Source organism: Streptomyces sp. NPDC088116 (assembly GCF_044741745.1).
Lineage (GTDB): Bacteria > Actinomycetota > Actinomycetes > Streptomycetales > Streptomycetaceae > Streptomyces.
Map to the genome: position 1 here is coordinate 121,534 of NZ_JBIUTF010000004.1, position 26,011 is coordinate 147,544.

At 70.2% G+C, this 26,011-nt stretch carries 21 protein-coding genes and 3 pseudogenes; 12 read left to right on the forward strand and 12 right to left on the reverse strand.

Annotated features, from left to right (window positions below):
* Positions 1 to 29: 29 nt before the first annotated feature.
* Complete coding sequence (locus tag ACIOJD_RS17520) at positions 30 to 458, reverse strand: YchJ family protein (RefSeq protein WP_401914146.1); 429 nt, start codon at positions 456 to 458, stop codon at positions 30 to 32.
* 70 nt (positions 459 to 528) lie between these two features.
* Complete coding sequence (locus ACIOJD_RS17525; protein ID WP_401914149.1) at positions 529 to 1,299, reverse strand: IclR family transcriptional regulator; 771 nt, start codon at positions 1,297 to 1,299, stop codon at positions 529 to 531.
* Between the two features lie 165 nt (positions 1,300 to 1,464).
* Here ACIOJD_RS17525 and ACIOJD_RS17530 point away from each other — a divergent pair, with 165 nt between their 5' ends.
* From ACIOJD_RS17530 to mmsB, 6 genes are all read left to right on the forward strand, one after another.
* Entirely contained in the window at positions 1,465 to 2,628 is a 1,164-nt protein-coding gene (locus tag ACIOJD_RS17530; RefSeq protein WP_401914152.1) for a mandelate racemase/muconate lactonizing enzyme family protein, read from the forward strand.
* Positions 2,625 to 3,638: a zinc-binding dehydrogenase gene (locus tag ACIOJD_RS17535; protein ID WP_401914154.1), complete on the forward strand. Its 1,014-nt coding sequence runs from the start codon at positions 2,625 to 2,627 to the stop codon at positions 3,636 to 3,638. Before ACIOJD_RS17530 ends, ACIOJD_RS17535 begins: the two co-directional genes overlap by 4 nt.
* Positions 3,639 to 3,746: 108 nt before the next feature.
* Positions 3,747 to 4,745: a hypothetical protein gene (locus ACIOJD_RS17540; protein ID WP_401914155.1), complete on the forward strand. Its 999-nt coding sequence runs from the start codon at positions 3,747 to 3,749 to the stop codon at positions 4,743 to 4,745.
* A 6-nt stretch (positions 4,746 to 4,751) separates the two neighbouring features.
* Positions 4,752 to 5,855 carry a multiple monosaccharide ABC transporter substrate-binding protein gene (gene chvE, locus ACIOJD_RS17545; RefSeq protein WP_401914158.1) on the forward strand — a complete coding sequence of 368 codons (1,104 nt, stop codon included), beginning with the start codon at positions 4,752 to 4,754 and terminating at the stop codon, positions 5,853 to 5,855.
* A complete protein-coding gene (gene mmsA, locus ACIOJD_RS17550) occupies positions 5,852 to 7,393 on the forward strand; it encodes a multiple monosaccharide ABC transporter ATP-binding protein (RefSeq protein WP_401914161.1) in 1,542 nt (513 codons plus the stop codon). The genes chvE and mmsA overlap by 4 nt, the downstream gene beginning before the upstream one ends.
* A gap of 5 nt (positions 7,394 to 7,398) precedes the next feature.
* Entirely contained in the window at positions 7,399 to 8,646 is a 1,248-nt protein-coding gene (mmsB, locus tag ACIOJD_RS17555; protein WP_401914164.1) for a multiple monosaccharide ABC transporter permease, read from the forward strand.
* A 111-nt stretch (positions 8,647 to 8,757) separates the two neighbouring features.
* On the opposite strand, the gene ACIOJD_RS17560 is transcribed toward mmsB, so the two are convergent.
* The 3 genes from ACIOJD_RS17560 to ACIOJD_RS17570 all read right to left on the reverse strand — a co-directional run bounded on the left by ACIOJD_RS17560 (position 8,758) and on the right by ACIOJD_RS17570 (position 10,825).
* Positions 8,758 to 9,558, reverse strand: a complete 801-nt coding sequence (locus ACIOJD_RS17560; protein WP_401914166.1) for an SAM-dependent methyltransferase — start codon at positions 9,556 to 9,558, stop codon at positions 8,758 to 8,760.
* Positions 9,559 to 9,724: 166 nt separating this feature from the next.
* Positions 9,725 to 9,961, reverse strand: coding sequence for a DUF397 domain-containing protein (locus tag ACIOJD_RS17565; RefSeq protein ID WP_401878841.1), 237 nt, complete (start codon positions 9,959 to 9,961; stop codon positions 9,725 to 9,727).
* On the reverse strand, positions 9,962 to 10,825 hold the full coding sequence (locus tag ACIOJD_RS17570) for a helix-turn-helix domain-containing protein (protein WP_401914167.1): 864 nt from the start codon (positions 10,823 to 10,825) through the stop codon (positions 9,962 to 9,964). It abuts the gene before it with no gap.
* Positions 10,826 to 11,032: 207 nt separating this feature from the next.
* Between ACIOJD_RS17570 and ACIOJD_RS17575 the strand changes: the two genes are divergently transcribed.
* Positions 11,033 to 11,527 carry an ATP-binding protein gene (locus ACIOJD_RS17575; protein ID WP_401914169.1) on the forward strand — a complete coding sequence of 165 codons (495 nt, stop codon included), beginning with the start codon at positions 11,033 to 11,035 and terminating at the stop codon, positions 11,525 to 11,527.
* Positions 11,521 to 12,009, forward strand: coding sequence for a hypothetical protein (locus ACIOJD_RS17580; RefSeq protein ID WP_401914172.1), 489 nt, complete (start codon positions 11,521 to 11,523; stop codon positions 12,007 to 12,009). Before ACIOJD_RS17575 ends, ACIOJD_RS17580 begins: the two co-directional genes overlap by 7 nt.
* A 281-nt stretch (positions 12,010 to 12,290) precedes the next feature.
* On the opposite strand, the pseudogene ACIOJD_RS17585 reads toward ACIOJD_RS17580, so the two are convergent.
* Both ACIOJD_RS17585 and ACIOJD_RS17590 read right to left on the reverse strand, forming a co-directional pair.
* Positions 12,291 to 13,068, reverse strand: a pseudogene (locus ACIOJD_RS17585) (alpha-galactosidase).
* Positions 12,980 to 13,177, reverse strand: a pseudogene (locus ACIOJD_RS17590) (glycoside hydrolase family 36 N-terminal domain-containing protein); the annotation flags it as partial. The pseudogenes ACIOJD_RS17585 and ACIOJD_RS17590, both read right to left, overlap by 89 nt.
* A gap of 641 nt (positions 13,178 to 13,818) precedes the next feature.
* Between ACIOJD_RS17590 and ACIOJD_RS17595 the strand changes: the two are divergent.
* On the forward strand, positions 13,819 to 15,063 hold the full coding sequence (locus ACIOJD_RS17595; RefSeq protein WP_401914174.1) for an ROK family protein: 1,245 nt from the start codon (positions 13,819 to 13,821) through the stop codon (positions 15,061 to 15,063).
* A gap of 57 nt (positions 15,064 to 15,120) precedes the next feature.
* On the opposite strand, the gene xylA is transcribed toward ACIOJD_RS17595, so the two are convergent.
* Positions 15,121 to 16,290 (reverse strand): xylose isomerase, encoded by a 1,170-nt coding sequence (gene xylA / locus ACIOJD_RS17600; RefSeq protein WP_401914177.1) that lies wholly within the window; start codon positions 16,288 to 16,290, stop codon positions 15,121 to 15,123.
* A 300-nt stretch (positions 16,291 to 16,590) separates the two neighbouring features.
* Between xylA and xylB the strand changes: the two genes are divergently transcribed.
* Together xylB and ACIOJD_RS17610 are read left to right on the forward strand one after the other, a co-directional pair.
* A complete protein-coding gene (gene xylB / locus ACIOJD_RS17605) occupies positions 16,591 to 18,078 on the forward strand; it encodes a xylulokinase (protein WP_401914180.1) in 1,488 nt (495 codons plus the stop codon).
* A 210-nt stretch (positions 18,079 to 18,288) separates the two neighbouring features.
* Positions 18,289 to 19,476 (forward strand): hypothetical protein, encoded by a 1,188-nt coding sequence (locus ACIOJD_RS17610; protein WP_401914182.1) that lies wholly within the window; start codon positions 18,289 to 18,291, stop codon positions 19,474 to 19,476.
* 66 nt (positions 19,477 to 19,542) lie between these two features.
* Here ACIOJD_RS17610 and ACIOJD_RS17615 read toward each other — a convergent pair whose 3' ends face one another.
* The 4 genes and pseudogenes from ACIOJD_RS17615 to ACIOJD_RS17630 form a co-directional block, all read right to left on the reverse strand.
* Positions 19,543 to 20,457, reverse strand: coding sequence for a LysR family transcriptional regulator (locus ACIOJD_RS17615; protein ID WP_401914186.1), 915 nt, complete (start codon positions 20,455 to 20,457; stop codon positions 19,543 to 19,545).
* Positions 20,458 to 20,542: 85 nt separating this feature from the next.
* The gene (locus ACIOJD_RS17620) at positions 20,543 to 21,817 is read right to left on the reverse strand and encodes a glycine C-acetyltransferase (protein ID WP_401914189.1); all 1,275 of its coding nucleotides are present in this window, start codon (positions 21,815 to 21,817) and stop codon (positions 20,543 to 20,545) included.
* A gap of 140 nt (positions 21,818 to 21,957) precedes the next feature.
* On the reverse strand, positions 21,958 to 22,992 hold the full coding sequence (gene tdh / locus ACIOJD_RS17625; RefSeq protein WP_401914191.1) for an L-threonine 3-dehydrogenase: 1,035 nt from the start codon (positions 22,990 to 22,992) through the stop codon (positions 21,958 to 21,960).
* Between the two features lie 674 nt (positions 22,993 to 23,666).
* A pseudogene (locus ACIOJD_RS17630) lies at positions 23,667 to 24,498 on the reverse strand (hypothetical protein); the annotation flags it as partial.
* Between the two features lie 312 nt (positions 24,499 to 24,810).
* On the opposite strand from ACIOJD_RS17630, the gene ACIOJD_RS17635 reads away from it, so the two are divergent.
* A complete protein-coding gene (locus ACIOJD_RS17635; protein ID WP_401914193.1) occupies positions 24,811 to 25,410 on the forward strand; it encodes a TetR/AcrR family transcriptional regulator in 600 nt (199 codons plus the stop codon).
* The last annotated feature ends 601 nt before the right edge of the window (positions 25,411 to 26,011 follow it).

Sequence of the window (26,011 nt, forward strand, 5' to 3'; positions counted from 1 at the left end):
CGCCCCCCTGGCCCCTCGAAGGTGCCGTCCTACTCCTCGAAGGTGCCGTCCACATAGACCCAGGCGCCCTCGTGGCGCGCGAAGCGACTGCGCTCGTGGAGGGTTCCCGGGCTGCCCTGACGGGTGAAGCGGGCACGGAAGGTGACGGTTCCGGTGGTGTGGAACGCGCTGCCGTCCGTGGTGTCCAGGATCTCCAGGCCGGTCCACCGCATCGCGGGGTCGAGGTCCATGTCCGGCGGGCGGGTGGCGGGGGCCCAGGTCGTGAGCAGATACCGGGTGTCACCGACGACGAAGGCGCTGTAGCGGGAACGCATCAGCAGCTCGGGGGTGGGCGCGGTGGCGGGGCCGGTGTGGAACCGCCCGCAGCAGTCGCCGTACGTGGCCGGCAGACCGCAGGGGCAGGGGGAGGCGGCGGTCACGGCGGACCGGGCCGCGCGCGAGGTGGGGCGTCGGGACATGCCCCCATTCTGCCCGCGCGCCGCACGTGCTCCGGTCCGGCCCGCGGCGACCTCGCCGCTCACGCCCGCGCTACGGCTGCCCCCGGTGTCCGAGACGTACGGACAGCGCGCCGGCACCCTTGACGGCCAGCTGCGCCAGTTCCTCCTCGCGCTCGTCGCTCCAGCGGATCATCGGCACGGAGATGGACATCGCCGCGACGACCCGGCCCGCGCTGTCCCGCACCGGCGCGGCCACACAGCTCACATCGGGGTTGGACTCCCGGTGCTCGACGGCGATTCCGCGCTCCCTGATCCCCGCGAGCTCCGCCCGCAGCGCCTCCGGGTCGGTCAGGCTGGCGGGGGTCATCGCGATGAACTCATGTTCGGCGATGCGTACTTCAAGCTCGGTCTGGGGCAGCGAGGCGAGCAGCATCTTGCCGACCGAGGTGCAGTGGGCGGGCAGTCGGCGCCCGGCGGCGGAGACCATGCGGACCGCGTGGGTGGAGTCCACTTTCGCGATGTAGATGACGTCCGTGCCCTCCAGGATGGCGACATGGACGGTCTCGTCGCAGGTCTGGGCGACCTCACGGGCGACCTGCCGGCCCTCGGCCGCGAGGTCGAGCTGTTCCGCGTACCGGCTGCCGAGCTGGTAGGCCCGAACGCCGAGCCGGTAGCGGCCGGGCTGGGCGGGAACGGGCGCCAGATACGAGCGGGCCGCGAGTGTGGTGAGCAGTTCGTGCACGGTGGTGCGCGGCAGTTGCAGTTTGCGGATGACATCGGGTGCGGAGAGCGTGCCGTCGCCCTCCAGGAACAGTTCGAGTATGTCCAGGGCCCGCGTCACCGCGGGGACCAGCCGTCCCATGGCCGACCACCCCCACCTCTTCGTTCGGTACTTCGGCCAGCGGCCGGAATGACGAACACAGGCTAACCGCCGCGCAACCCATTGACACCCCCTGGACTGCCTGAATACCGTCACGCCACGATTTCGAACGTGTGACGAAATTTCGAACAGCGAGGGGCAAGTGCCGTGCGCATAACGGGAATCAGCACACACGTGGTCGGTACGCCCTGGCGTAACCTCACCTACGTCCTGGTCCACACCGACGACGGACTCACCGGTGTCGGTGAGACCCGCATGCTCGGCAGGACCGATGCGCTGATCGGCTATCTGCGCGAAGCCGAGGCCAACCACATCCAGGGCTCCGATCCGTTCGCGGTCGAGGACCTCGTACGACGGATGAAGTACGGCGACTACGGGCGGGCCGGCGAGATCGTGATGTCGGGCATCGCCGTCGTGGAGATGGCCTGTTGGGACATCAAGGGCAAGGCGCTGGGCGTTCCGGTGTGGCAGTTGCTCGGTGGCAAGGTCACGGACAAGGTGAAGGCGTACGCCAACGGCTGGTACACCACCGAGCGTACCCCGGACGCCTACCACAAGGCAGCCGAAGCGGTGGTCGCGCGCGGCTACCGGGCCCTGAAGATCGACCCGTTCGGGACCGGGCACTTCGAGCTGGACCGGGCCGCGAGCAATGACGCGGTGGCGCTGATCGAGGCGGTACGGGACGCGATCGGGCCCGAGGCCGAGCTGATGCTGGAGATGCACGGCCGGTTCAGCCCGTCGACCGCCGTACGGCTGGCGCGCGAGATGGCCCCGTACGCCCCGGCGTGGCTGGAGGAGCCGGTGCCGCCGGAGAACCTCAAGGCGCTGAGCAAGGTCGCCGACAAGGTGGAGCTGCCGATCGCGACCGGCGAACGCATCCACGACCGGATCGAGTTCCGTGAGCTGTTCGAGTCGGGGGCAGCCGACATCATCCAGCCGGATGTGGGGCACATCGGGGGCATTCTGGAGACCCGGAAGCTGGCCGCGACGGCCGAGACGCACTACACGCTGATCGCGCCGCACAATGTCGGCGGATCCGTGCTGACCGCCGCGAGTCTCCAAGTGGCCGCCTGTACACCCAACTTCAAGATTCTCGAACACTTCAACGACTTCGCGGACGCCGACATCAAGAAGGTGGTCACCGGGGCTCCGCGGGTCGACCCCGAGACGGGCTGCTTCGAGGTGTCGCACGCGCCGGGGCTCGGTGTCGAGTTCAACGCGGAGGCCGCGGCCGAATTCCCGCAGCAGCAGGCGCGGTTCGACCTGTGGGCCGAGGGCTGGGAGAAGCGCGCGCCGAAGGCGCCCCGATGACCAGCCGCGCCGTCGTCGTCGAACGGCCGGGCGTCCACCGGCTGGTGAGCGGGGCCGAGCCGGTGCCGGGCCCTGGCGAGGTGCTGGTGCGGGTCGCCGCTGCCGGCATTTGCATGAGCGACCGCGAACTGTACGACGGCCGGCGCGACCCGGACTATGTCCGCTACCCGGTCACTCCGGGGCACGAGTGGTCGGGCACCGTCGAGGCGGTGGGCGCGGGCGTCGACGGCGGGCTGATCGGCCGCCGGACGGTCGCCGAGGGGTTCCGCGCCTGCGGAGTGTGCGACCGGTGCCGCAGCGGCGAGACGTCGCTGTGCACAGCCGGGTACGAGGAGACGGGCTTCACCTGTCCCGGTGCGTTCGCCGACCATGTCGTCGTCCCCGCCCGGCTGTTGCACCCACTCGCCGACGACGCCGACCTGCGGGCCGCCGCCCTGCTGGAGCCGGCCGCCGTGGTGGCCGCCGCCGTACGGTCCTCGCATCCGGAGCCGGGTGAGCGGATCGCGGTGGTGGGCGCCGGAACGCTGGGGCTGCTCGCCGTACAGCTGCTCGCCGCCTCCTCCCCCGGCGAGCTGACCGTGATCGATCCGAGGTCCGAACGGGGCCGCAAGGCACGGGAGTCCGGGGCGACCGGGGCTCTGGCACCGGAGGAGGCGAAGGAAGCCCACGGGCGGTACGACCTGGTCGTGGAGACGGCCGGGGCACCGACCACGGCCGCCTCGTCCTGTCTGCTGGCGCGGCGCGGCGGCCGGGTGACGCTCACCGGGATGTTCGCACCCGGCGCGAGCGGTATCGACCCGGCGCATCTGTCGGTGAACCAGCTGACGGTACGCAGTGTCTTCGGCGCGCCGTCCGCCGCCTGGGCCTTCGCCGTACGGGCGTTCACCACTGGCCTGCTGGACCCGGGGCCGCTGGTCACCCACGAATTCCCGCTGGAGCGGTACGAGGAGGCCGTGGCGCTGGTCGGCGGAGGTGATCCGGGCACCGGAAAGGTGCTGCTGCGCCCCTGAGCGCCCGCCCGCACCGCATACGCCGTACAAGCACTCGCATACCCGCTGTGCCCCGCACACGACCGGCGCGCATGACCGGCGCGCTCGACCGAACCGAAGGACTCGTCCGTGACCGACGCATCAGCACCCGTCCCCCGCCGCCCCGGCGAGCAGGCGCTCGCCACGCTCGGCCTGGCCGCGCCCGCCGACCACCCCGCCGACGCCTCTCCCCACGCCTTCCCCGACGGGGGCCGCTGGCGCACCGAGATCCCCTCCGTCGAAGGGCCCGAGTGCCTCGCCGAGGTCCTCAAGGAGACCTCCCGCCTCGACGTACCGGTCCACCGCATCAGCCAGGGCAGCGGTGTGTGGATGCTCTCCGACGCCGACATCACCGAGATGGTCGACGCCTGCGCGGCCCGCGACATCGAGCTGTGCCTGTTCACCGGACCGCGCGGCACCTGGGACACCGGCGCCTCGACCCGTACGGACTCCGGGGGCGCGGGCCTGCGGGCGCGCGGTCACAGCGCCCTGGCCGGCTGCGTCGAGGACGCCGTGCGCGCCACGGAACTCGGTGTGAAGTGCCTGCTCGTCGCCGACGAGGGCGTGCTGTGGACACTGCACCGGCTGCGCGCCCGGGGCGTACTGCCAGCCGACACCACGTTCAAGGTCTCGGCGCTGATCGGCCCGGTCAACCCCGCGTCGTACTCGGTGTTCGAGCATCTGGGGGCCGACTCGGTCAACATCCCCTCGGATCTGACGCTCGCCCAGTTCACCGAGATCCGGCGGACCAGCCGTGCCCCCATGGACCTCTACATCGAGGCGCCCGACGACCTCGGCGGCTATGTCCGGATGTACGAGGCCGCCGAGCTGATCCGGCGCGGCTCCCCGCTCTACCTCAAGTTCGGCCTGTCGAAGTCCCCGGGGATCTATCCGTACGGCGCCCAGCTGCGCGAGACGGCGCTCAGCAGCGCCCGCGAACGGGTCCGGCGCGGACGCCTCGTCCTCGATCTGCTCATCCGGCACGGCGCCGACGGCGGAATGTCGCCGCTCGGCTCCCGGCTGCCGGGTCCTCTCAGCCGCTTCTCCCTCACCGACGTCACCGACGACGTCACCGACGACAAGGACTGATGCACCATGCGCACGCGCAGAGCCGCACTGGCTGTCACCGCCGTGACCCTCGCCCTTTCCCTGGCCGCCTGCGGGCAGAGCAGTGACGGCGGCGGCAAGGAGGAGAAGAAGGGCGGCAAGGGATCCACCGTCGGCATCGCGATGCCGACCAAGTCGTCGGAGCGCTGGATCGCCGACGGCAAGAACATGGTCAGCCAGTTCGAGAAGCTGGGCTACAAGACCAACCTCCAGTACGGCGAAGACAACGTTGCCCAACAGGTCGCCCAGATCGAGAACATGATCACCAAGGGCGTGGACGTGCTGGTCATCGCGGCCATCGACGGCCGGGCGCTCAGTGATGTCCTCCAGCAGGCCGCCGACCAGAACATCAAGGTGATCTCGTACGACCGGCTGATCCTGGGCACCAAGAACGTCGACTACTACGCGTCGTTCGACAACGAGAAGGTCGGTGTCCTCCAGGCCTCGTACCTCGTCGACAAGCTAGGTCTGAACAGCGGCAAGAAGGGCCCGTTCACCATCGAGTTGTTCGCCGGCTCCCCGGACGACAACAACACCGGCTACTTCTTCGACGGCGCGTTCAAGACCCTCAAGCCGTACATCGACAAGAAGCAGCTCGTCGTCAGGAGCGGCCAGACCAAGCTGGACCAGGTCACCACGCTGCGCTGGGACGGCGGCACGGCCCAGCGGCGGATGGACGACCTGCTGACCAAGTCGTACGGCTCGCAGGACGTGGACGCGGTGCTCTCCCCGTACGACGGGATATCCATCGGCATCCTCTCCGCGCTCAAGTCCGACGGCTACGGGACGCCCTCCAAGCCGTATCCGCTGGTCACCGGCCAGGATGCCGAGGTCGCCTCGATCAAGTCGATCATCGCGGGCAACCAGACGATGACCGTCTACAAGGACACCAGGGCGCTGGCGAAGCAGGCCGTGCAGATGGCGGACGCCGTGCTGAACGACAAGAAGGCCGAGGTCAACGACGAGAAGTCGTACAACAACGGGACCAAGGTCGTGTCGGCGTACCTGCTGAACCCGGTCAGCGTCGACAAGACCAACTACCAGAAGGAACTGGTCGACTCGGGCTACATCAAGGCGAGTGACCTGACGTGACCGCCCCTGTCCTGGAGATGCGCTCCATCGTGAAGACCTTCCCGGGGGTCAAGGCTCTCTCCGACGTCAGCCTGACGGTGGCCCCGGGGGAGGTGCATGCCATTTGCGGGGAGAACGGAGCGGGCAAGTCCACGCTGATGAAGGTGCTCAGCGGGGTTCATCCGCACGGGAGTTACGAGGGGGAGATCCTCTTCGAGGGCTCCCCCTGCGCCTTCCGGGACATCAGGGCCAGTGAGTCACAGGGCATTGTGATCATCCATCAGGAACTGGCCCTGGTCCCCTACTTGTCGATCGCAGAGAACATCTTCCTGGGCAACGAGCACGCGTCCCGGGGCGTCATCAACTGGAACGACACGCTCAGGCACGCCGCCCGGCTGCTCAAGCGGGTGGGGCTGAACGAGCATCCGCAGACCCGTGTCGCCGACATCGGTGTCGGCAAGCAGCAGCTCGTGGAGATCGCGAAGGCGCTCGCCAAGGAGGTGAAGCTGCTGATCCTGGACGAGCCGACGGCCGCGCTCAACGATGCCGACAGCGCCCAGCTGCTGCGCCTCATAGGCGAGTTGAAGTCCCAGGGCATCACCTCGATCATCATCTCGCACAAGCTGAACGAGATCTCCGAGGTCGCCGACTCCGTCACGATCCTCCGCGACGGCCGGACCATCGAGACCCTCGATGTGCGTGCCGGGTCGACCACCGAGGAGCGGATCATCCGGGGTATGGTCGGCCGCGACCTTGACCACCGCTTCCCCGAACGCACCCCGTACCCGGGCGACCCGGAAGCACGGCCCGCGCTCGAAGTGCGCGACTGGACCGTGCACCACCCCATCGACCAGCAGCGCAAGGTCGTGGACGGCGTCTCGGTCCATGTCCGCAGGGGCGAGATCGTCGGCATCGCCGGCCTGATGGGCGCGGGCCGCACGGAACTGGCGATGAGCCTCTTCGGCCGCTCGTACGGTCGCAACATCAGCGGGACGGTCTTCAAGGACGGCCGGGAGATCCGTACGAAAACGGTGCCGGAGGCCGTCGCCCACGGCATCGCGTATGTCACCGAGGACCGCAAGCAGTACGGGCTCAACCTCATCGACACCATCGGCAGGAACATCACGCTGGGCGCCCTGTCCAAGGTGTCCCGGCGCGGTGTGGTGGACGAGCACGAGGAGACCCGGGTCGCCGAGTCGTACCGCAAGAGCATGAACATCAAGGCACCGACCGTCTTCGAACAGGTCGGCCGGCTGTCGGGCGGCAACCAGCAGAAGGTCGTCCTCAGCAAATGGATCTTCACCGGTCCCGAAGTGCTGATCCTCGACGAGCCCACCCGCGGTATCGACGTCGGCGCCAAGTACGAGATCTACACCGTCATCGATCAACTCGCCGCGCAGGGCAAGGCCGTTGTCTTCATCTCCTCCGAACTCCCCGAACTGCTCGGCATGTGCGACCGCATCTACACGATGGCGGCCGGCCGGCTCACCGGTGAGATCCCCCGGGCCGATGCGACCCAGGAAGTCCTGATGCGCCACATGACCAAGAACACGAGGTAGTCGACATGGGTCCGGTCACCACCGACACGCCGAAGGGCGACACACCGAAGGACGCTCCGCCACCCACGTCCGGACGCATGACGACGAAGGAGCTGCTGCTGGAGGCCGCGCGCCGCAACATGCGGCAGTACGGCATGCTCATCGCGCTCGGCCTGATCGTCGTCCTGTTCGAGATCTGGACCGACGGTGTGCTCCTCAAGCCGAACAACGTCACCAACCTGGTCCTCCAGAACAGCTACATCCTGGTCCTCGCCATCGGCATGATGATCGTCATCATCGCGGGCCATATCGACCTCTCGGTCGGCTCACTGGCCGCGTTCGTCTCCGCCGCCTGCGCGGTGATGATGGTCGAGCACGACATCCCATGGGTCCTCGCCCTGGTCCTGGCGCTGCTCATCGGCGCCGCCGCCGGGGCCTGGCAGGGCTTCTGGATCGCGTACCTCGGCATTCCGTCGTTCATCGTCACACTCGCCGGGATGCTCCTCTTCCGCGGCGGTACGCAGATCCTCCTGGGCTCGCGCTCGCTCGGCCCGTTCCCGGAGGGCTTCCAGAAGATCTCGACCGGCTATCTGCCCGAGGTCGGACCGACCACCAACTACCACAACCTGACCCTGCTGCTGGGTCTCGCGCTGCTGGCCTTCGCGCTGCTCCAGGAGTTCCGCGACCGACGCCGGCAGCAGGCGTACGACCTGGAGGTCCTCCCCCTCAATCTCTTCGTCGCCAAGTGCGTGGCGCTGGCCGCCGCCGTGCTCGCCTTCACCATGACACTGGCCAGCTACCGCGGGGTACCGGTCGTACTGCTGCTCCTCGCGGTGCTGCTCATCGGCTTCGGCTATGTCATGCGCAACGCGGTCGTCGGCCGCCATGTGTACGCGCTCGGCGGCAACCAGGCGGCGGCGAAGCTGTCCGGCGTCAAGGACAAGCGCGTCACCTTCCTGGTCTTCGTCAACATGGGCGTGCTCGCGGCGCTGGCCGGGGTCGTCTACGCGGCGCGGCTCAACGCGGGCGTACCGCAGGCCGGTATCAACTTCGAACTGGAGGCCATCGCGGCCGCGTTCATCGGCGGCGCCTCCATGAGCGGCGGTGTCGGCACGGTGTTCGGCGCGATCATCGGCGGACTCGTCCTGGGCGTGCTCAACAACGGCATGTCGCTGGTGGGCATCGGCACGGACTACCAGCAGGTCATCAAGGGGCTGGTGCTCCTGGCAGCGGTGGGCTTCGACGTGTGGAACAAGCGCCGGGTGGGTGCCTGACAAGCCTCACCGCCCTGACCGCCTCGCGAGAGAGGTACGCGCGGCGCCGCAGCACACCTGAAAGAGCTGCGACGCCGCGCCCCCGTGTTGGACCGACCGGCAATGGGGGGCTTAGATCTTGCGGGCCACGCCCACGTATCCCGGGACGGGCTCGTCGCCCGGGACCGGCACGACCTCGCCCAGATCCGGGCGCCAGTCGGCGGCCAACGAGACACCGGGCTCGACCAGTTCGAGCCCCTTGAAGAACTTGGCGAACTGTTCCCGCGAGCGGATGGCGAGGGTGAGACCCCGCTGCTCGTACATCTCCCGGGCCGAGTCGGCGCTGCGCCGGTCGAAGTCCCCCGTGGCGTGGGAGAGGACCAGGTAGCTCCCCGACGGCAGCGGGTCGAGCAGGCGGCGCACCAGCTCGTAGGCGCCGTCCTCGTCCGAGACGAAGTGCAGCAGCGCGAGGAGCGAGAGCGCGACCGGCCGGTCGAGGTCGAGCACCTTGCCCGCCGCCTCGATGATGGCCTCCGGCTCGCGCACATCGGCCTGCACATAGGCCGTGACGCCCTCCGGGGTGCTGCGCAGCAGCGCCTCGGCATGCCTCAGGACGATCGGGTCGTTGTCCGTGTAGACGACCCTGGATTCCGGGGCCGCTTCCTGGGCCAGTTGGTGAAGATTGGGTTCCGTCGGGATGCCCGTACCGATGTCCAGGTACTGGCGCACCCCGCCGGTGGTGCCGAGCCAGCGGACGGCCCGGTGCATGAACGCCCGGTTGACCTTGGCCATGTCGGGCCCCCTGGCATCCAGTATGAGGAGCTGCCGCGCCATCTCCTCGTCCACCGGATAGTTGTCCTTGCCTCCGAGGAACCAGTCGTACACCCGCGCCGGATGCGGCTTGCTGGTGTCGATGGGGTCAGGCCCGGTCATGTGTGCTCCATGAGTCTCAGGTTCGGTGAGCCGGCGAATTCAGTGGCACGGGGGATGCGTTCGGGATCATGCGCTGTGCAGTTGGGATGCGACCGGGTGTAACGGGTGGTAGAGCTGCGTGTGGCGGACCCGGCCTGGTCAGGGCCGGATCCGACCTGATGTCCGATCAGGTGAGGAGGAAGTCCGCCTGCCCTGACTTGGCCCCCTGGATGAAGGCGGCGATCTCGCCGTGGGTGTAGATCAGTGCGGGGCCTTCAGGGTCGGCTGACTGGCGCACGGCGACTCTGCCGTCGGCCAGCTTCAGGGCCTCGATGCAGTTGCCGCCATTGCCACCGCTCCACGGCTTGCGCCAGCCTTCGGCACCGAGGTCAGCGGCGGGCATGCCGTTGTATATCGGATCCATTCACAGCTCCTTGCGGACATCCTTGAGGATCTCCTTCGTGCGTTGTGCAGTTGCGGCCTGAGCCGCCATCCGGTCCATGACCTCCAGGTGAGTGGCCACTTCGGGACGCGCGTCGAGATAGACGGCGCCCGTCAGGTACTCGCTGTAGACCATGTCCGGCAGCTCTGGTACGGCAAAGCGGAAGATCACGAACGGCCCGTAGGTACCGGGATGGTGCCCGCTCGAGAACTCCGCGATCTGCAAGGTCACATTGGACAGATCGGAGGCTTCGATGAGCCGGTCGACCTGATCCCGCATGACCTCCGGACGGTCCCCCACCGGGCGACGCAGGACGGTCTCGTCCATGATCACCCAGAATTTTGGCGCACCCTCACGCGTGAGGAGCGACTGACGTTCCATACGGAGCGCCACATGGCGTTCGATACCCTCCGGCTGGGCCTGCCCCACGGCCCCGGCGCGCATCACCGCGCGGGCGTACTCCTCGGTCTGGAGCAGTCCCGGCACGAAGTGCGGTTCGTACGTCCGCAGCAACGCGGCCGCGCCCTCCAGACTGACGTACATACTGAACCAGTCCGGCAGGATGTCGTGAAATCGCTGCCACCAACCGGGCTTGTTGGCCTCCTCGGCGAGCTCGACGAAGGCGTCGGCCTCGTCCTCGGGAATCCCGTAGGCCCTCAACAGCACCTGTACATAGGGAATCTTGAGAGCGACCTCGGCCGTCTCCATCCGGCGCACGGTCGCGGAGGTCACGCGCAGAACCTTGGCGGCTTCCTCACGCTTCCAGCCGGAACGCTCACGCACATCCTGTAGACGTCTGCCGAGTACGACCTGACCCACGGTCGGGGCGGACCGCGGTTCACTCACTTCGGGACCTCCCCACGCACGGTTGGCAGCAGTCTGCCATGACTCCACGACGAAGAACACGGCACTCTGTAATTTTCAGAGTGCTACTTGCCAAGTGTCCCCGGCGGGTGGAGAGTGAGTGAGTGAACCAGTTCACGCGGATAGTCGAGCTCTGCCATGGGAGAGCATCACGCTCGGCCACCGCTCCCCCACCGTTAGGAATCGGTCGTGGCACCTGGTAACGCGCTCACCCCTCAGCTCACCGCCCTGTGCCCTGGCAACGTTGTCCGCCGCTACGGGTTTCAACTGCCCGCGCATGCGGAATCCGTCGCCCGCGCACGGCAGCTGACGCTCGATCGGCTCAACCGTTGGGACATAGAGGAAGAAACCCGCGAGACCGCCGTGCTCATCGTCTCCGAACTGGTGACGAACGCGATCGTGCACACCGCCGGTGACCATGTCATCTGCGAAGTGCGAGATGGCGAGGGGCACTTGCGCATCGCGGTGGAGGACCAGGGATACGGCCCCACGGGACCGCAGTTGCACCATGTCGCCGTCGGCGAGAGTGAAGGCGAGGGCGGGCGGGGGCTGTTCCTCGTCGACGCGCTGTGCGGCAGCTGGGGAACGCACGGCACGTCGGGGTACGGGCCGGGGCGGGTCGTCTGGGCCGAACTGGCACGAGCCGCGCGGGCCACGGCGGTCCGGACGGAGCCGCCGTGCTGAGGACCGCGCTGCATCGCCTCACGCGCACACTGCGTGACGAACCGTCAGGCTCTGCCTACGCCTCCGGCTCTCCCACTCCGGGCTCCGCGCGTTCGCCCCGCCGGGTTCAACTGCCGCTGCCCCCGACGCTGCCGGCCACGCTGGGCTGCGACGCGGTGGGCGTCCCGGCACAGCACGGCTTCCGGCTCATGGCGCGGCTGCCCAGGACGGGCTGCGTCTTCGCGGACGCGGACATGTGGTGGTGGATCGTCCCCGCGGGCTCGAACCTGGACCTGACGTGGCCCTCCCCGGTCCGCTACATCGCCGGGACAACGGTGCCCGCGACGCACCCCCGGCTGATCCACTGGCCCGAGGCGCCAACACCGTACACGCCGCCGATCCCGTTCTACCTGATGGTCTGCCAGCTGACGGGGACGGCGCCGGCCTGGACGGAGGGCGCGCCTGGTGAGCCGGGGGCTGTGGGGGCTCGGCGGCGGGTGTGACGGTCGCCGTCCGGCGGGGGCGCGGGGGGGGCGAGTACGGCTTGTGGGTGGTGCGGGGGCCGGGGCCTCCGGAGGTGCATGTCCGGACGGCATGATTTACGGCGCTCTGCGGGTCTGAATTTCGGGTGCGGGTCTGTGTGCGCCACAAATCACGCTTTAGTGTCCGGACACGCACCTCCTGCACCCCCGGCCCCCTCCCGCCGGTCCCTCGCCTGCGGGCCGTGTGCTCCCACGCATCACGCTTCGGCGGCCGGACACGCACCTCCTGCGCCCCCTCCCGCTCACTCCTCGCGTACCGCCTCCAGCAGGAGCGCCTGGCCCGGGTTCAGTGCCGGCATCGGGATGCCCGCCCCTGTGAGTACGGCTCCTGGGAGGCGTACCCACGGGCCGAGACCGGCGGAGGGGCCGAGGATCCACTCGGGGTGGTTCCTGGCGAGCCGGGAGTCGAGGTTGACCATCTCGGGCTCGACCCACAGTCCGAACTGCATGCCGTGGCCGTGCACCCGGTCGGCGAGCGGGCCGAGGCCCTCCGGCCACCGTCTCGTCGACGGTCCAGTCCCCGAGACCGGCGGTGTCGTCGCGGCGGCCGGAGAACCAGCCGTCGTCCAGGACGAGACGTTCCACGCCGGTGGCGGCGGCCCGTTCGGTGAGTTCCAGCAGCCGGTCGAGCCGGTGGTCGAAGTAGACGGCCTCCCAGGTGTTCAGGGTCAGCGGCCGGGGGCTCGCCGGGTGTGTGGACCGTGACCTGAGCAGCGTGTGGAACCGGTCGGCGAGCCCGTCCAGTCCCTCGTCGGCCCAGACGAAGTGGCAGACGGGCGCGGAATACGAGTCCCCGGGCGCGAGCCGGATCTCGCCGGGCGCGAGCAGTTCGCCGCCGCCGATCGCGGCGGCGTGCACCCCCGCGCCCGGGGAGCCTCTCGGCGAGCCAGCGCTGGTTGCCGCTCCATGCCACGTGCAGGCCCCACACCTCGCCGGTACGGAATCCGAAGCCGGGGACGCCGACGGTGAGCAGGTGCGGCGAGTCCTGGCCGGGACGGCCGCGCCGTACCTCCCGTACATGGCCGCCGAAGGCGAGCGGGCTTCGCTGCGGGGCCCTCTCGCGGCACCACTTGCCGGTGAAGTCGAGGATCTCGCCGGCCCTTCCCGGCAGTGGCAGCAGTGTGGTCACTCCGGTGAGGTCGTACGGGGTGGGGTCCTGGCCCCGCGAGGCCCCCTGGCCGCACGACGACCGTACGCGCGGTGAGCACCCCGGACGGTTCCAGCCGGCAGGTGAGGTGGATGTCGAGATCGCTGACCAAGTCCGCGAGGAACAGGACCAGTTCGTCGGAGGTCTCCTTCACCCCGGCCAGCCGCGGCCGGGGTGTGGTGGCGGCGCCGCCCCGGTGCCCCTGATGGGCCGGGGTGCCGGACCGGCCGTCGGCCTCGGTGGGCCAGACCGTGAACTGCCGTGGTGTGTCGAGGGAGTTGTTGAGCACGGCGCCGTCGGCCGTGAGGACCGGCGCGGCGATGTCCTCGTCCGTCAGTTCCCCGAGGTCCTCACCCCGGTGCAGGACTCGGGGCAGCGGATCGGAGAGCTCGACGACGAAGCTCACTCCGGCCACGCGCAGATGAGCGGTTCGCGCGGTGGTGCGGGGCATGTGGTCTCCCATCGAGGTACGAGGTACGTGGCGGTGCGATGGTTACAGAAGGATCCGGTCGTGGCAGCAGGTCGCCCGGGGGTGGGAGTGTTCCGGCCCGGATGCGGTTCGGTGACCCTCTTGAAACAGCGCCTCCACCGCGGGATGCCGATCACATAGGCTCATCGGTGAGATGAACACCAACGACACATCCCTCGGTCCCAAAGCCGACAAAGAGTCCGTACGCCGGCACAATCTGAGCCTGGTGCTGAGAGCCGTGCGGGACGAGGGCGAGGCCACCCGAGCGGGTGTGGCGGCGCGCGTGGGCCTGACTCGGGCGGCCGTGTCGTCGCTGGTCGAACAGTTGCTGGAGAGCGGATTCCTCTCCGAGTACGGCAAGACGTTCAGTGGGCACGCCGGGCGGCCCGGCACCGTACTGAAAGTGACGCGCTCGGGACCCGCCGGCATCGGCGTCGAGATCAATATCGACTACGTATCGGTGTGTGTGGTCGATCTGTCCGGCACCGACCGGGTCCGGCTGACCGAGCACATCGACAACCGGGGCGCCCCGCCCGGTGAGGTCCTGGCCCGTGCCGCCGAGATCGCCGCGCGCACGCTGGAGTCGGCCGCCGATCTGGAGTTGCTGCCCGTCGGGGTGCGACTGGCCCTGCCGGGGCTGGTGTCGGACGGCAGGGTCCGGCAGGCACCGAATCTCGGCTGGAACCACGTTGCGGCCGAAGAGCTGTTCGCGCGGGCGCTCGCCGGGTTGCGGCCCACCGAGCCCGCCCTGCCGGTGAGTTCGGAGAACGAGGCCAACCTGGCGGCGCTGGCCGAGCTGTGGTTCGGCTCTCTCGGCCCGATCCGTACGTTCCTCTATCTGACCGGTGAGATCGGGGTCGGCGGCGCGCTGGTGCTGGACGGCGAACTGCTGCGCGGTGCCCACGGGTTCGCCGGGGAGATCGGCCATGTGGTCGCCGACGCGACGGGGCCGCTGTGCCGCTGCGGCTCCCGGGGCTGTCTGGAGCAGTACGCCGGTCAGTCGGCACTGCTGCGCGGTGCCGGGATCGCGGAGAACTCGGGAGCGTCCGGCGTCGCCGAGCTGGAGCGCCGGGCGCACGCCGGCGACGCGCGGGCCCTGGCCGCCATCGGACAGGCCGGGCGGATGCTGGGCCGGGTGGTGTCGGGAGCGGTGAATCTCTTCGATCCGGAAGCCGTCGTACTGGGCGGGATCTACCGGGAGTTGATGCCGTGGCTGTCACCGGCGGCCGACCGGGAGCTGAGCGCTCGCGTGGTGTCGGGACTGTGGCCACGTGACGGCGGGCTCCTACGCGCGTCCTCCTCGGCGGGAGACGCGGCACGCGGCGCGGCGGGGCTGGTCGTACGGGCGGTACTGGCCGATCCGGTGGCGTACGTACCGCGTCGGCCGACGAAGCCGTAGGCCTGCCTGCCCGGAGGCCGGCAGGCCCATGTGCCGAAAGGTGCCGCGCGCCTACGGTCAGCGCGCTCCCAGCAAGTGGTCCATGGCCAGCTGGTCGAGGTGCTCGAACGCCATGCCCCGGGCGCCGGCCGCCTCGGGGTCGAACTCCTCGAACGCGCTGCGGTCGGCCAGCAGCCCGGCCACCCCGTCGGGGGCGGTCGGCTGGGCCAGTTCGTCCACCCGTGAGGCCCGCAGCGCCTCCTGGACCAGCGGGTCGGCGCGGAAGGAGGCGGCGCGCTCCTTGAGGATCAGGTAGTTGCGCATGCACCCGGCGGCGGAGGCCCACACGCCGTCGAAGTCCTCCGTGCGCGGCGGCTTGAAGTCGAAGTGCCGGGTGCCGTCCCAGCCCGCGGTCTCCAGCAGGTCCACCAGCCAGAAGGCGGCGCGCAGATCACCGGCGCCGAAGCGCAGGTCCTGGTCGTACTTGATGCCGCTCTGGCCATTGAGGTCGATGTGGTAGAGCTTGCCCGACCACAGGGCCTGGGCGATGGAGTGCGGGAAGTTCAGCCCGGCCATCTGCTCGTGGCCGACCTCCGGGTTGACCCCGAACAGCTCGGAGCGCTCCAGGCGGTCGATGAACGCCAGGGCGTGGCCGACGGTCGGCAGCAGGATGTCACCGCGCGGCTCGTTCGGCTTGGGCTCGATGGCGAACCTGAGGTCGTAGCCCTGTTCCGTGACGTACTCGCCGAACAGGTCGAAGGCTTCCTTCATCCGGTCGAGAGCGACCCGTACGTCCTTGGCACCACCGGACTCGGCGCCCTCCCGGCCGCCCCAGGCCACAAAGGTCCTGGCGCCCAACTCGGCCGCGAGATCGATGTTGCGGAGGGTCTTGCGCAGCGCGAAGCGGCGGACGTCGCGGTCGTTCGCGGTGAAGGCGCCGTCCTTGAAGACGGGGTGGGTGAAGAGGTTGGTGGTGACCATCGAGGCCACGACCCCGGTCGCGTCCAGCGCCTGCCGGAACCGCTTGACGTGCGACTCGCGCTCCGTGTCGGACGAGCCGAACGGGATGAGGTCGTCGTCGTGGAAGGTCACGCCGTACGCGCCCAGCTCGCCGAGGCGCTGGACGGTCTCGACGGGGTCCAGGGCCGGGCGGGTCGCGTCCCCGAACGGGTCCCTGCCCTGCCAGCCCACCGTCCAGAGGCCGAAGCTGAACTTGTCCGCGGGGGTGGGAGTGAAGCGTTCCGTCATTCGCTGGCCACCTTCGATACCTCAGGTCCGGCATGCGCCGACCTTTTTGTTTCCTGACATGACTAATAATGCACGGGGGCACGGGCACGGAAAACCCCCGAGTACACCCGCATGCGTCCGCCCAAGGACGGGTGGTGGATGGACCGCCACCCCCGTTCCCGTCGGGCACACCTTCGCGTAATTTGTTTCTGGCACATCCAAAAATGCTCTTCACACCGGTGGACCCGGTGCGGCTGGTGCGCCTGGCGCGCTCAGCGCGGCCGGTGAAGTCGGCGCAGCCAGTCAGGAAGAGGTACGCCCATGTCGCGGAGCCCGGTCGTCATCGGCGTGGACAGCTCCACCCAGTCCACGAAGGCCGCCTTCACGGATGCCGCCACCGGCCGGCTGCTCGCCGTGGGCCGCGCACCCCACCGGGTGACCGGCGAAGGCGGCGCGCGCGAGACGGATCCGGAGGTCTGGTGGCACGCCCTGCGGGACGCCGTCGCAGCCGGGCTCAAGGAGTCCGGCGTCGACCCCTCTGCCGTGGCCGGGATCGCGGTCGCCGGCCAGCAGCACGGCCTGGTGGTGCTGGACCGCGCGGGACGGCCGCTGCGCCCGGCACTGCTCTGGAACGACACCCGTTCGGCTCCGCAGGCCACCGTCCTCACGGAGACGCTCGGCGGCCCCGACGCCTGGACCGCGAAGACCGGCTCCGTACCGGTCGCCTCGATGACGGCCTCGAAGTGGCAGTGGCTGCGGGAGAACGACCCGGCCGTCGCCGAGGCCACGGCCGCCATCAGGCTCCCCCACGACTTCCTCACCGAACGCCTCGCGGGCACCGCGGCCACCGACCCCGGGGACGCCTCGGGCACCTGCTGGTATTCGACGGCCACCGGTGAGTACGACCCCGAACTGCTCGCCCTGCTCGGCCTCGACGCGGATCTGCTGCCCGCCGTCGCCACGACCGGCGCCACCCGCGTCGGCTCGCTCACCGCGGGAGCCGCGGCGGAGCTGGGTCTGCCCGCGGGCATCGCCGTCGCCGCCGGTACCGGCGACAACATGAGCGCGGCCGTCGGCCTCGGTTTCGGAGGCGCCGGACTGCTGGACCACCCGGTGCTCAGCCTCGGGACGTCGGGCACGGTGTTCGCCGCCACCCGCACCCGCCCCGGCTCCCCCGCGCTCGCGGGATTCGCCGCGGCGGACGGTACGTATCTGCCGCTGGCCTGCACCCTCAACTGCACCCTCGCCGTGGACAAGGTGGCCGAGCTGTTCCGGCTGGACCGGGAGGACGCCGTGCCCGGCGGCGAAGCCGTGCTGCTGCCGTATCTCGACGGCGAGCGCACCCCCGACCTGCCGGCCGCGTCGGGCCTGCTGACCGGGCTGCGCCACGACACCACACCGCGCCAACTGCTGGGCGCCGCCTACGAGGGCGCGGCCGTGACCGTGCTGCGCGCGCTGGACGAGGTGCTGCGCGCCTGCGGCCTCGACCCCGCCGACCCGGAGGTCACCAGCCGCCCGCTGCGGCTGGTCGGCGGCGGCGCGCAGGGCCGGATGTGGGTCGATACGGTACGACGGCTCTCCGGCCGCCAGCTGATCATCCCGGACAGCGGCGAACTGGTGGCGCTCGGCGCGGCGGCCCTGGCGGCGGGGGCCGCGACCGGCGAGGACCCGGTGGCGATCGCGACATCCTGGAAGACCGGTGGCGGGACCGAACTCCCCCCGGTGGAGCGGGACATGGAGACATGGGAGCGGGTGGGATCGGTGCTGGACAGGGCGGCGCCGAGCCTGATGAGTACGCAGGGAGCCTGAGGAGTCGGCGGGTTTCCGGTCCGGTCGCTCGTCGCGGACCGGGGGCGGGCCGTGGGGAGCGTGGGGGCGCAGGGAGCGGCGTGGCGCTGCCCCGCGCCCCCGCCACCGCGCAACGTGCGCCCCTCGCGTGCTACTTGAGAGGGCATCAGAAATCCTTCTACCCTTCGGTCTGCGCGGCGCAGTCCGCGTCGGGGACGGAGGAAGCCGGCCATGGCCGAAGTGCCATCCGAAGAAGCCATATTCAAGGCCGTCGCCCAGCACATCGGCCTGCCCGGCGAAGGATCGCATCTGGTCTCCCAGGCGCTGCCGGTCGAGCGGTCGCAGGTCATCGACTTCCGTATCGACCGGTCGATCGAGGCCCGTACGGAGATCGAGAGGTCGGAGCCCGGCTCGGTCGATCTGTCGGGGCGCGCCGCGTACGACACCATCGAGGATCACCACTTCGAGCCGCCCAAGGACCCCACGACACCGCAGAGACTGACGATGGTGCTGCGCGACTCGGTGCGCGAGGTCGTCTGCGTGTGCGAGGACGGCAAGACACAGTGTCCGCGCTGTACGGGAAGCGGTCGGTACGACTGCCCGCCGACGGTGGTGTGCGAGGGCTGCCTCGGGGTGGAGGCGTGCACGGCGTGCGCGGAGAGCGCGAACCGTAAGCGCGGGGGCGGCCGACCGACTTCCGCGCAACGGGCCTCCGCGCAACGGACCGCTGGGCAGCGTGCTTCGGGACAGGGGACTTCGACGCAACGGGCTTCGGCGCAGCGGGCGTCCGGAGGGCAGGCGGCGGGACGCCGGACATCCGGGCAGCCGGAGGAGCGCGTCACCTGTACGACGTGCGGCCGACCGGACGCGGCCTGTCCGGCCTGCCGTGGGCGCGGTGTCGTCCCTTGCCCGGACTGCAAGGGCAAGGGGACCGTGAACTGCGCCCGCTGCAAGGCCTCCGGCGTGGTCGAGCACCCGGCGTGCGGCGGGAAGGGCCGGAGGACCTCCTGGAGGGAGGGGACCATCCGGCACACTCCCGGCAGCGACGAGGTGTCGTTGCCGGCGAAACGTCCGCCTTATCAGGTCCGGCGCCGGATGGCACGGGTCGGGGACTGGAAGCGGACCGTCCTCACCGGGTTCCATCCGCTGCCCGACGATGTGGCCCCGGAACACCGCGCCGAGATCGAACGGCGCCTCGTCCGACGGGCACGGGAGGTCGCCCGACGTGTGACCATCCGTCACCTCAACGTGGTCCGGGTCGAGTTGGTGACCGAACCGAACCGGGTCTTCTACGTCTTCCCCGGCAGGGAGCGGACCGAAGTGGTCCAGCTCCCCTCACGCCGGAAGGTCTCGCGCGTGGCGACGATCGCGACGGGACTGGCCCTGGTTCTGCTGCTGGTGCTGGTGCTGTCGCACTGAAGGGTGTAGCGCCGAGAGGTGTTACGTGTCGTGTGGCGCCCGCCTCGGGAGGGCCGGCCGGTCGGGTCAGACCCTCGGCAGGTCCTGAGCCTCCTGTGCCAGGGCGTTCAGGACCGGGCGGATCAGCGGGTGGTCCTCCGCTCCCCGTCGTACGGCGGCGAAGACGCGGCGCGTCGCGGCGGGGCCCGACACGGGACGTACGACCGTGCCCTTCAGCTCCATGCCGCGCAGCGCCGAACGCGGGACCAGCGCCACCCCGGCGCCCGCGCCGGCGAGGGCGACGACCGCGCGGAAGTCGTCGGAGGAGTGCACCAGACGCGGCTGGAAACCGGCGCGTTCGCAGGCGAGTTGCATGACGTCATGGCAGGGGTTGCCGGGATACGGACCGATCCAGTCACTGTCGGCCAGCTCCGCGAGCGCGACATCGGCGCCGAGTCCGAGCGGGTGCGCGGCGGGCAGGACCGCGTCGAAGGGCTCCGCGTACAACGGCACCAGGGACAGCCGCAGATCGTCCTCGCTCGGGGCGCCCCGGTACTCGACCGCGACGGCGAGGTCCGCCCGCCCGTCGAGCACCAGCGGCAGACTCTCGTCGCCCTCGGCGTCCCGGACCCGGACCCGGATACCGGGGTGCGGCCCGGCCAGCCGCTGAAGGGCCGGTGCCAGGACCTCCGCGATGCCGGTGGCGAAGGCGGCGACGGTGACCTCCCCGGCCACGCCGCCCGCGTACGCGGCGAGTTCCGCCTCGGCCCGCTCCAACTGGGCGAGGACGGCGTGCGCGTGGGTCAGCAGGATCTCGCCGGAGGCGGTCAGCCGTACACCCCGGCCGCTGCGGGTCAGCAGGGCGTGACCGGTCTCCTGTTCCAGCACCGCGAGTTGCTGGGAGACGGCGGAGGGGGTGAGGTACAGCGCCGCGGCCGCGGCGGTCACCGTGCGGTGGTCCGCCACGGCCCGCAGGAGGCGCAGCCGTCGGGAGTCGATCACTCGGCCATATTGCCAGGTGGGGCGGGCCGATTCGGGCGAGCCGGGCCGGGGCGCGAAGGCACGTCGTCGGCCCGTCCTCTTCCCCTCAGCCCCGCTCGCGCTTCATCGCCTCGCGCGCGTCGATGAACGCCGCGACCGCACGCTCCACGTCGTCGGTCGAGTGCGCGGCGGAGAGCTGCACCCTGATCCGCGCGCGGTCCATGGGGACGACGGGGTACGAGAAGCCGATCACGTAGACGCCGCGCTCCAGCAGCAGCTCCGCCATCCGGCCCGCCTGCGCCGCGTCGCCGATCATGACCGGGGCGATGGCGTGATCGCCGGGCAGGATCTCGAAGCCCGCGTCGGTCATCTCCTCTCGGAAGAGCGCGGTGTTGGCGTTCAGCCGGTCCCGCAGCTCGCCCGCGCTCTCCAGCAGATCCAGCACCTTGATCGACGCGGCGGCGATGACGGGGGCGAGGGAGTTGGAGAAGAGGTACGGACGGGAGCGCTGGCGCAGCAGCGCGACGATCTCGGCGCGGGCGGCGACATAGCCGCCGGAGGCGCCACCGAGCGCCTTGCCGAGGGTGCCGGTGAGGATGTCGACACGGTCCATCACGCCGTGCAGTTCGGGGGTACCTCGGCCGCCGGGACCGACGAAGCCCACGGCGTGCGAGTCGTCGACCATGACCATCGCGTCGTAGCGGTCGGCGAGGTCGCAGATCTCGGCGAGCGGGGCGACGTACCCGTCCATGGAGAACACGCCGTCCGTGACGATCAGCCGACGGCGAGCGTCCTGCGCCTCCTTGAGCCTGGTCTCCAGTTCGGCGAGGTCGCGGTTGGCGTACCGCAGGCGGCGGGCCTTGGAGAGCCTGATGCCGTCGATGATGCTGGCGTGGTTGAGCGCGTCGGAGATGACCGCGTCCTCCGGCCCGAGGAGCGTTTCGAAGACGCCGCCGTTGGCGTCGAAACAGGAGGAGTAGAGGATCGTGTCCTCCTGGCCGAGGAACGCGGACAGGCGCTGTTCCAGCTCCTTGTGGATCTCCTGGGTGCCGCAGATGAAGCGTACGGACGCCATGCCGTAACCCCAGCGGTCGAGCGCGTCCTTGGCGGCGGCGACGACCGCGGGGTGGTCGGCGAGGCCGAGGTAGTTGTTGGCGCAGAAGTTGAGGACTTCGCCGGGAGCGGTGCCGGCGCCGGGGGTACGTGAGGTGCTGGGAGTACGGGAGGTGCTGGGAGTACGGGAGGTGCTGGGAGTGCTTCCGGTGCTCACGGCTACGGAGGCGCTCTGCGGGGTCGAGATCACGCGCTCGGGCTTGAAGAGACCGGCCTCGCGGATCTCGCCGAGGGTGGCGGACAGTTCGTCCCTGACGGACGCGTACATGGAGGGCTCCTTGGGGTGTCGGGGTCTCGGTTCGCCTACGGCGGGGTGGCCGGGGCCGGTGGGCGCGATACGGGCCTTCGGTACGAGGCGGCTCACAGACCGGTTCACGGTCCGGTACAGGGGTCCGGCTACGGACCGGTTCACGCCGCCCAGTTGATGATGATCTTGCCGCTGCGGGCCGTGGACGCCTCGTCGAACGCCTCGTCGAAGTCCTCGTACGCGTAACTGCCGGTGATCACGGGCGTGAGGTCGAGCCCGCCTTCGAGCAGCACGGTCATCGCGTACCAGGTCTCGAACATCTCGCGGCCGTAGATTCCCTTGACCGTGATCATCGAGGTGACGATCTTCGACCAGTCGACGGCGAACTCCTCGGCGGGCAGTCCGAGCATGGCGATGCGCCCGCCGTGCGTCATGTTGTCGACCATGTCGCGCAGCGCCTCGGGCCGTCCGGACATCTCCAGGCCGATGTCGAAGCCTTCCTTGAGGCCGAGTTGCCGCTGCGCGTCCGCGATGCCGGTGCCCGCGCCGGAGACGTCGAGGGCAAGGGTGGCACCGGCCTTGCGGGCGAGGGCGAGGCGGTGCGGACTCACGTCGGTGATCACGACATTGCGCGCGCCGGCGTGCCGGGCCACGGCCGCCGCCATGATCCCGATGGGGCCCGCGCCGGTGATCAGTACGTCCTCACCGACGAGCGGGAAGGAGAGCGCGGTGTGCACGGCGTTGCCGAAGGGGTCGAAGATCGCGGCGACATCGAGGTCCACCTCGGCTCTGTGCACCCAGACGTTCGAGGCGGGCAGAGCGACGTACTCCGCGAACGCTCCGTCGCGGCCGACGCCGAGGCCGACGGTACTGCGGCAGAGATGCCGTCGGCCGGCGAGACAGTTGCGGCACTTGCCGCAGACCAGATGGCCCTCACCGCTGACGAGATCGCCGACGGAGATGTCCTCGACACCGGCGCCGACGGCGGCGACCTGGCCGACGAACTCGTGGCCGAGGACGCGGGGCGTGTCGACGGCCCGCCGGGCCCAGCCGTCCCAGGAGCGGATGTGCAGGTCGGTGCCGCAGATGCCGGTACGGAGCACCTTGATCAGTACGTCCCCGGCCCCGGTCTCCGGTTCCGGCACGTCCATGAGCCACAGCCCCGGCTCGGCCTTCTGTTTCACAAGTGCCTTCATGGGCGCGGCTCCCGGGGTGATGGTGCTGATCGGTGATCGCGACGGAGATCGGTGCGCTCCGTGGTGATCAGTGATCGTGCGGAGATCGTCGATCACGGTCGAGATCGGTGATTGGTGATCGGTGATCGGTGCTCTCCGCGTGATCGACGATCGCGGCGGTGATCACTGATCGGTGGTCGTGCACCAATCTGCCGATCACCGACCGGTCCAGTCCATCGAGGATTTCTTAACCGGCCCAACAGCGCAGCTTCACGCCCCGGCGCGGGAACGCCTCCTGCACCGCCGCCGCTTCGGCGCCCGCCCTTGTGGGCCCAGGGAGGACGGTTGCCCGGTAAGGTCGCCGGGCAACGGCGACAGGGGAACCGGTGCTCCCCGGACGGGGACCCTGGGCACGGCCAACCGGGTGGTGCCGCCGGGCGAACCGGACATCGCCAGGGCCGCGGGCAATGTCTCCGGCGCAACCGCCGAGGGCCCCGGAACCGCCGGAGACCCCGCAGGCACCACAGCCCCCGGAGACATCACGGAATCCAGGGACACCAGTTCCACATCCGGCTTCGGATCTGGTCCCGGCTCCGGATCTGGTCCCGGCTCCGGATCCGGCTTCGGATCCGGCTCTGGCTCTCGCTCTGGATCCGAGACCTCCGCCGGATCCCACCCGAGTCCCGCTTCCCCCGCCCGCGTGGCCGACGCCCGCGTCAACAGGACCACCCCACGCGCCGCGACCACCGCGCCGACGAGCGCCGCCGCGACGCCCACGGCGCCGCCCTGGAGGCGTTCGCCGAGCAGCACCAGTCCGATGACCGACGCCGCGACGGGGTTGGCCAGGGTGAGGACCGCGAGGGGCGCCCCCAGTCCGCCGCGGTAGGCGGTCTGGGACAGCAGCAGACCGCCCGACGCGAAGGCCGCGACCACCAGCGCCACGGCCCCCACCTGCCACAGCGGCAACGCGTCCGCGCCGCGCGCCGTGGCGGCGACCGTCACCGTCTGGGTGAGCGCCGAGGCAACCCCCGACGTGATCCCCGAGGCCGCCGCGTGCCGCAGCCCCGGACGGGCTCCCGGCCTGGTCAACAGGGCCACCAGCGCCATCGCGACACCCGCGGCCGCGAGCGCCTGCGGCAGGGTGAGGGTGACGTTCGGAGCAGCGCCCGCGGCCGTCAGCAGGATCACCGCCAGGCCGAGGAGCGTGAAGGCCGTGCCGCGCCACTCGCCTCGGCTGACCTGCCGCCCGGCCCGGCGCGCGCCCAGCGGTACGGCCGCGACCAGCGTGAGCGCGCCCAACGGCTGGACCACGGTGAGCGGCCCGTACGTCAACGCCACCACATGCAGCAGCGCCCCGGTCGCGTTCAGCCCGACCGCCCCCCACCAGGCACCGCGCCCCAGCAGAGTGAGCAGCCCGACGCCGGCTTCGGTGCGGGCGGCCAGCCGTTCCTGCGCCACGGCAGCGGAGGCGTACGCGACGGCGGAGACCAGTGACAGCACGACGGCGACCGGCATCGCGCCGTTCATCGGGCCGCCCCTGACGGAACGCCCGGTGAGACATGCGGTGGCGTGCCCGGCACGACGCATGGCAGCTCTCGTACGAGGGGCGGTCGGGCGGAAGTGTCCTGCTCCCGTTCGACGGGCCCCGTGCGGGTGGGTATCACCCGGCCCCCTTGCATGGGACGGCACGTCGCGAGGTGACGGCGTGGTGGTGCGGTGGCGTGGTGCGGGACCCCGCCCTATCGATACGCCAGTGTACCGATACGGTTCCGTATCGGTACACTGGCGTATCGGTACACTGTCGTACCGACGCCCGCGAGGGTCGGACAAGGAGAGACGATGACGCCGCCACAGCGCCGCTCCAAGATCACGCCGGAACGGGAACGGGAGTTCTACGAGGCCGCCCTCGATCTCCTCAGGGAGAGCGGCTATGACGCGCTGACCATGGAGGGTGTCGCCGCGCGCTCCCGCTGCGGCAAGTCCACGCTCTACCGCCAGTGGCGCACCAAACCGCAGCTCGTCGCCGCCGCGCTCCGGGGCACCAGCTGCGTCAGGCTCGCGGACGTCGACACCGGGACCCTCGCGGGGGATCTGCGCGCGGCGACCCGTTCCGCGGTGGTGGGATCCGGCCGCGACACCGCGCTCATGCACGCGCTCGGCCACGCGGTCCTGCAGAATCCGGAGCTGCTCCAGGCGCTGCGCGAGGCCGTCATAGAGCCGGAGATCACGGCGATCGAGGCGATGATCGGCCGCGCCGTGGCACGCGGCGAGATCGAGGCCGGCAACCCCGCCGTCGAGTTCGTGGCCGTCCAGCTCATCGGCGTCATGCGGGCCCGGATGATGATCGACGGCCGGCCCGTGGACGAGGCCTATCTCAACCGCTTCCTGGAGGCCTCCGTCTTCCCCGCGCTCGGGCTGCGAGTTCCCGCGCCCTCATGACCGGCGGGTCGTCGTCCGAGCGGAGGACGACGACCCGCCCGCGCCGCACCGTGGGGACGGGAGCGGCGCACTTCCCGGCCGGTGGGCCCTCCTTGGGGGGAGGGCCCACCGGCATGAGCGGACAGATTTCGTCAACGACACGGCCGCGGCGGTGTCGCCGCCATCCATCTCAACTCCCGCCGAAGTGCAGGAAGATGCCGTCCGCACGCCCGCTGCCCGGCCCCACCGGCCGCCGGTACCAGCACTGGCACGTCCAGAAGAACCCTCGTACATCCGTACCAGCCTTACCTACGCCGATCTATGTACGGCCGACCTTCCGGGCCCTGCCCATATCCGTTCCGGGGCATGCTGAAAATGCTCCACCGGCAGCGGCGTTTTGGCCACATGGAGAGCGGTCGAGGCCAGTAGACAAATGGGCGGGCGCTGTTCGGGGAGCTGAACGCGTTCTGTCCGAGGTCTCGCGGAATCCCTACAGGAAGTGATAAACCCGCCTCGTAAGTAGTCAATTCCGGCCAGGCATTGCCCACTTGCATAGTTGCCAACGATCCGACACGGACATATACGCTCGCCCACGCACAACGCCCCACCGCATCTCCGCCCC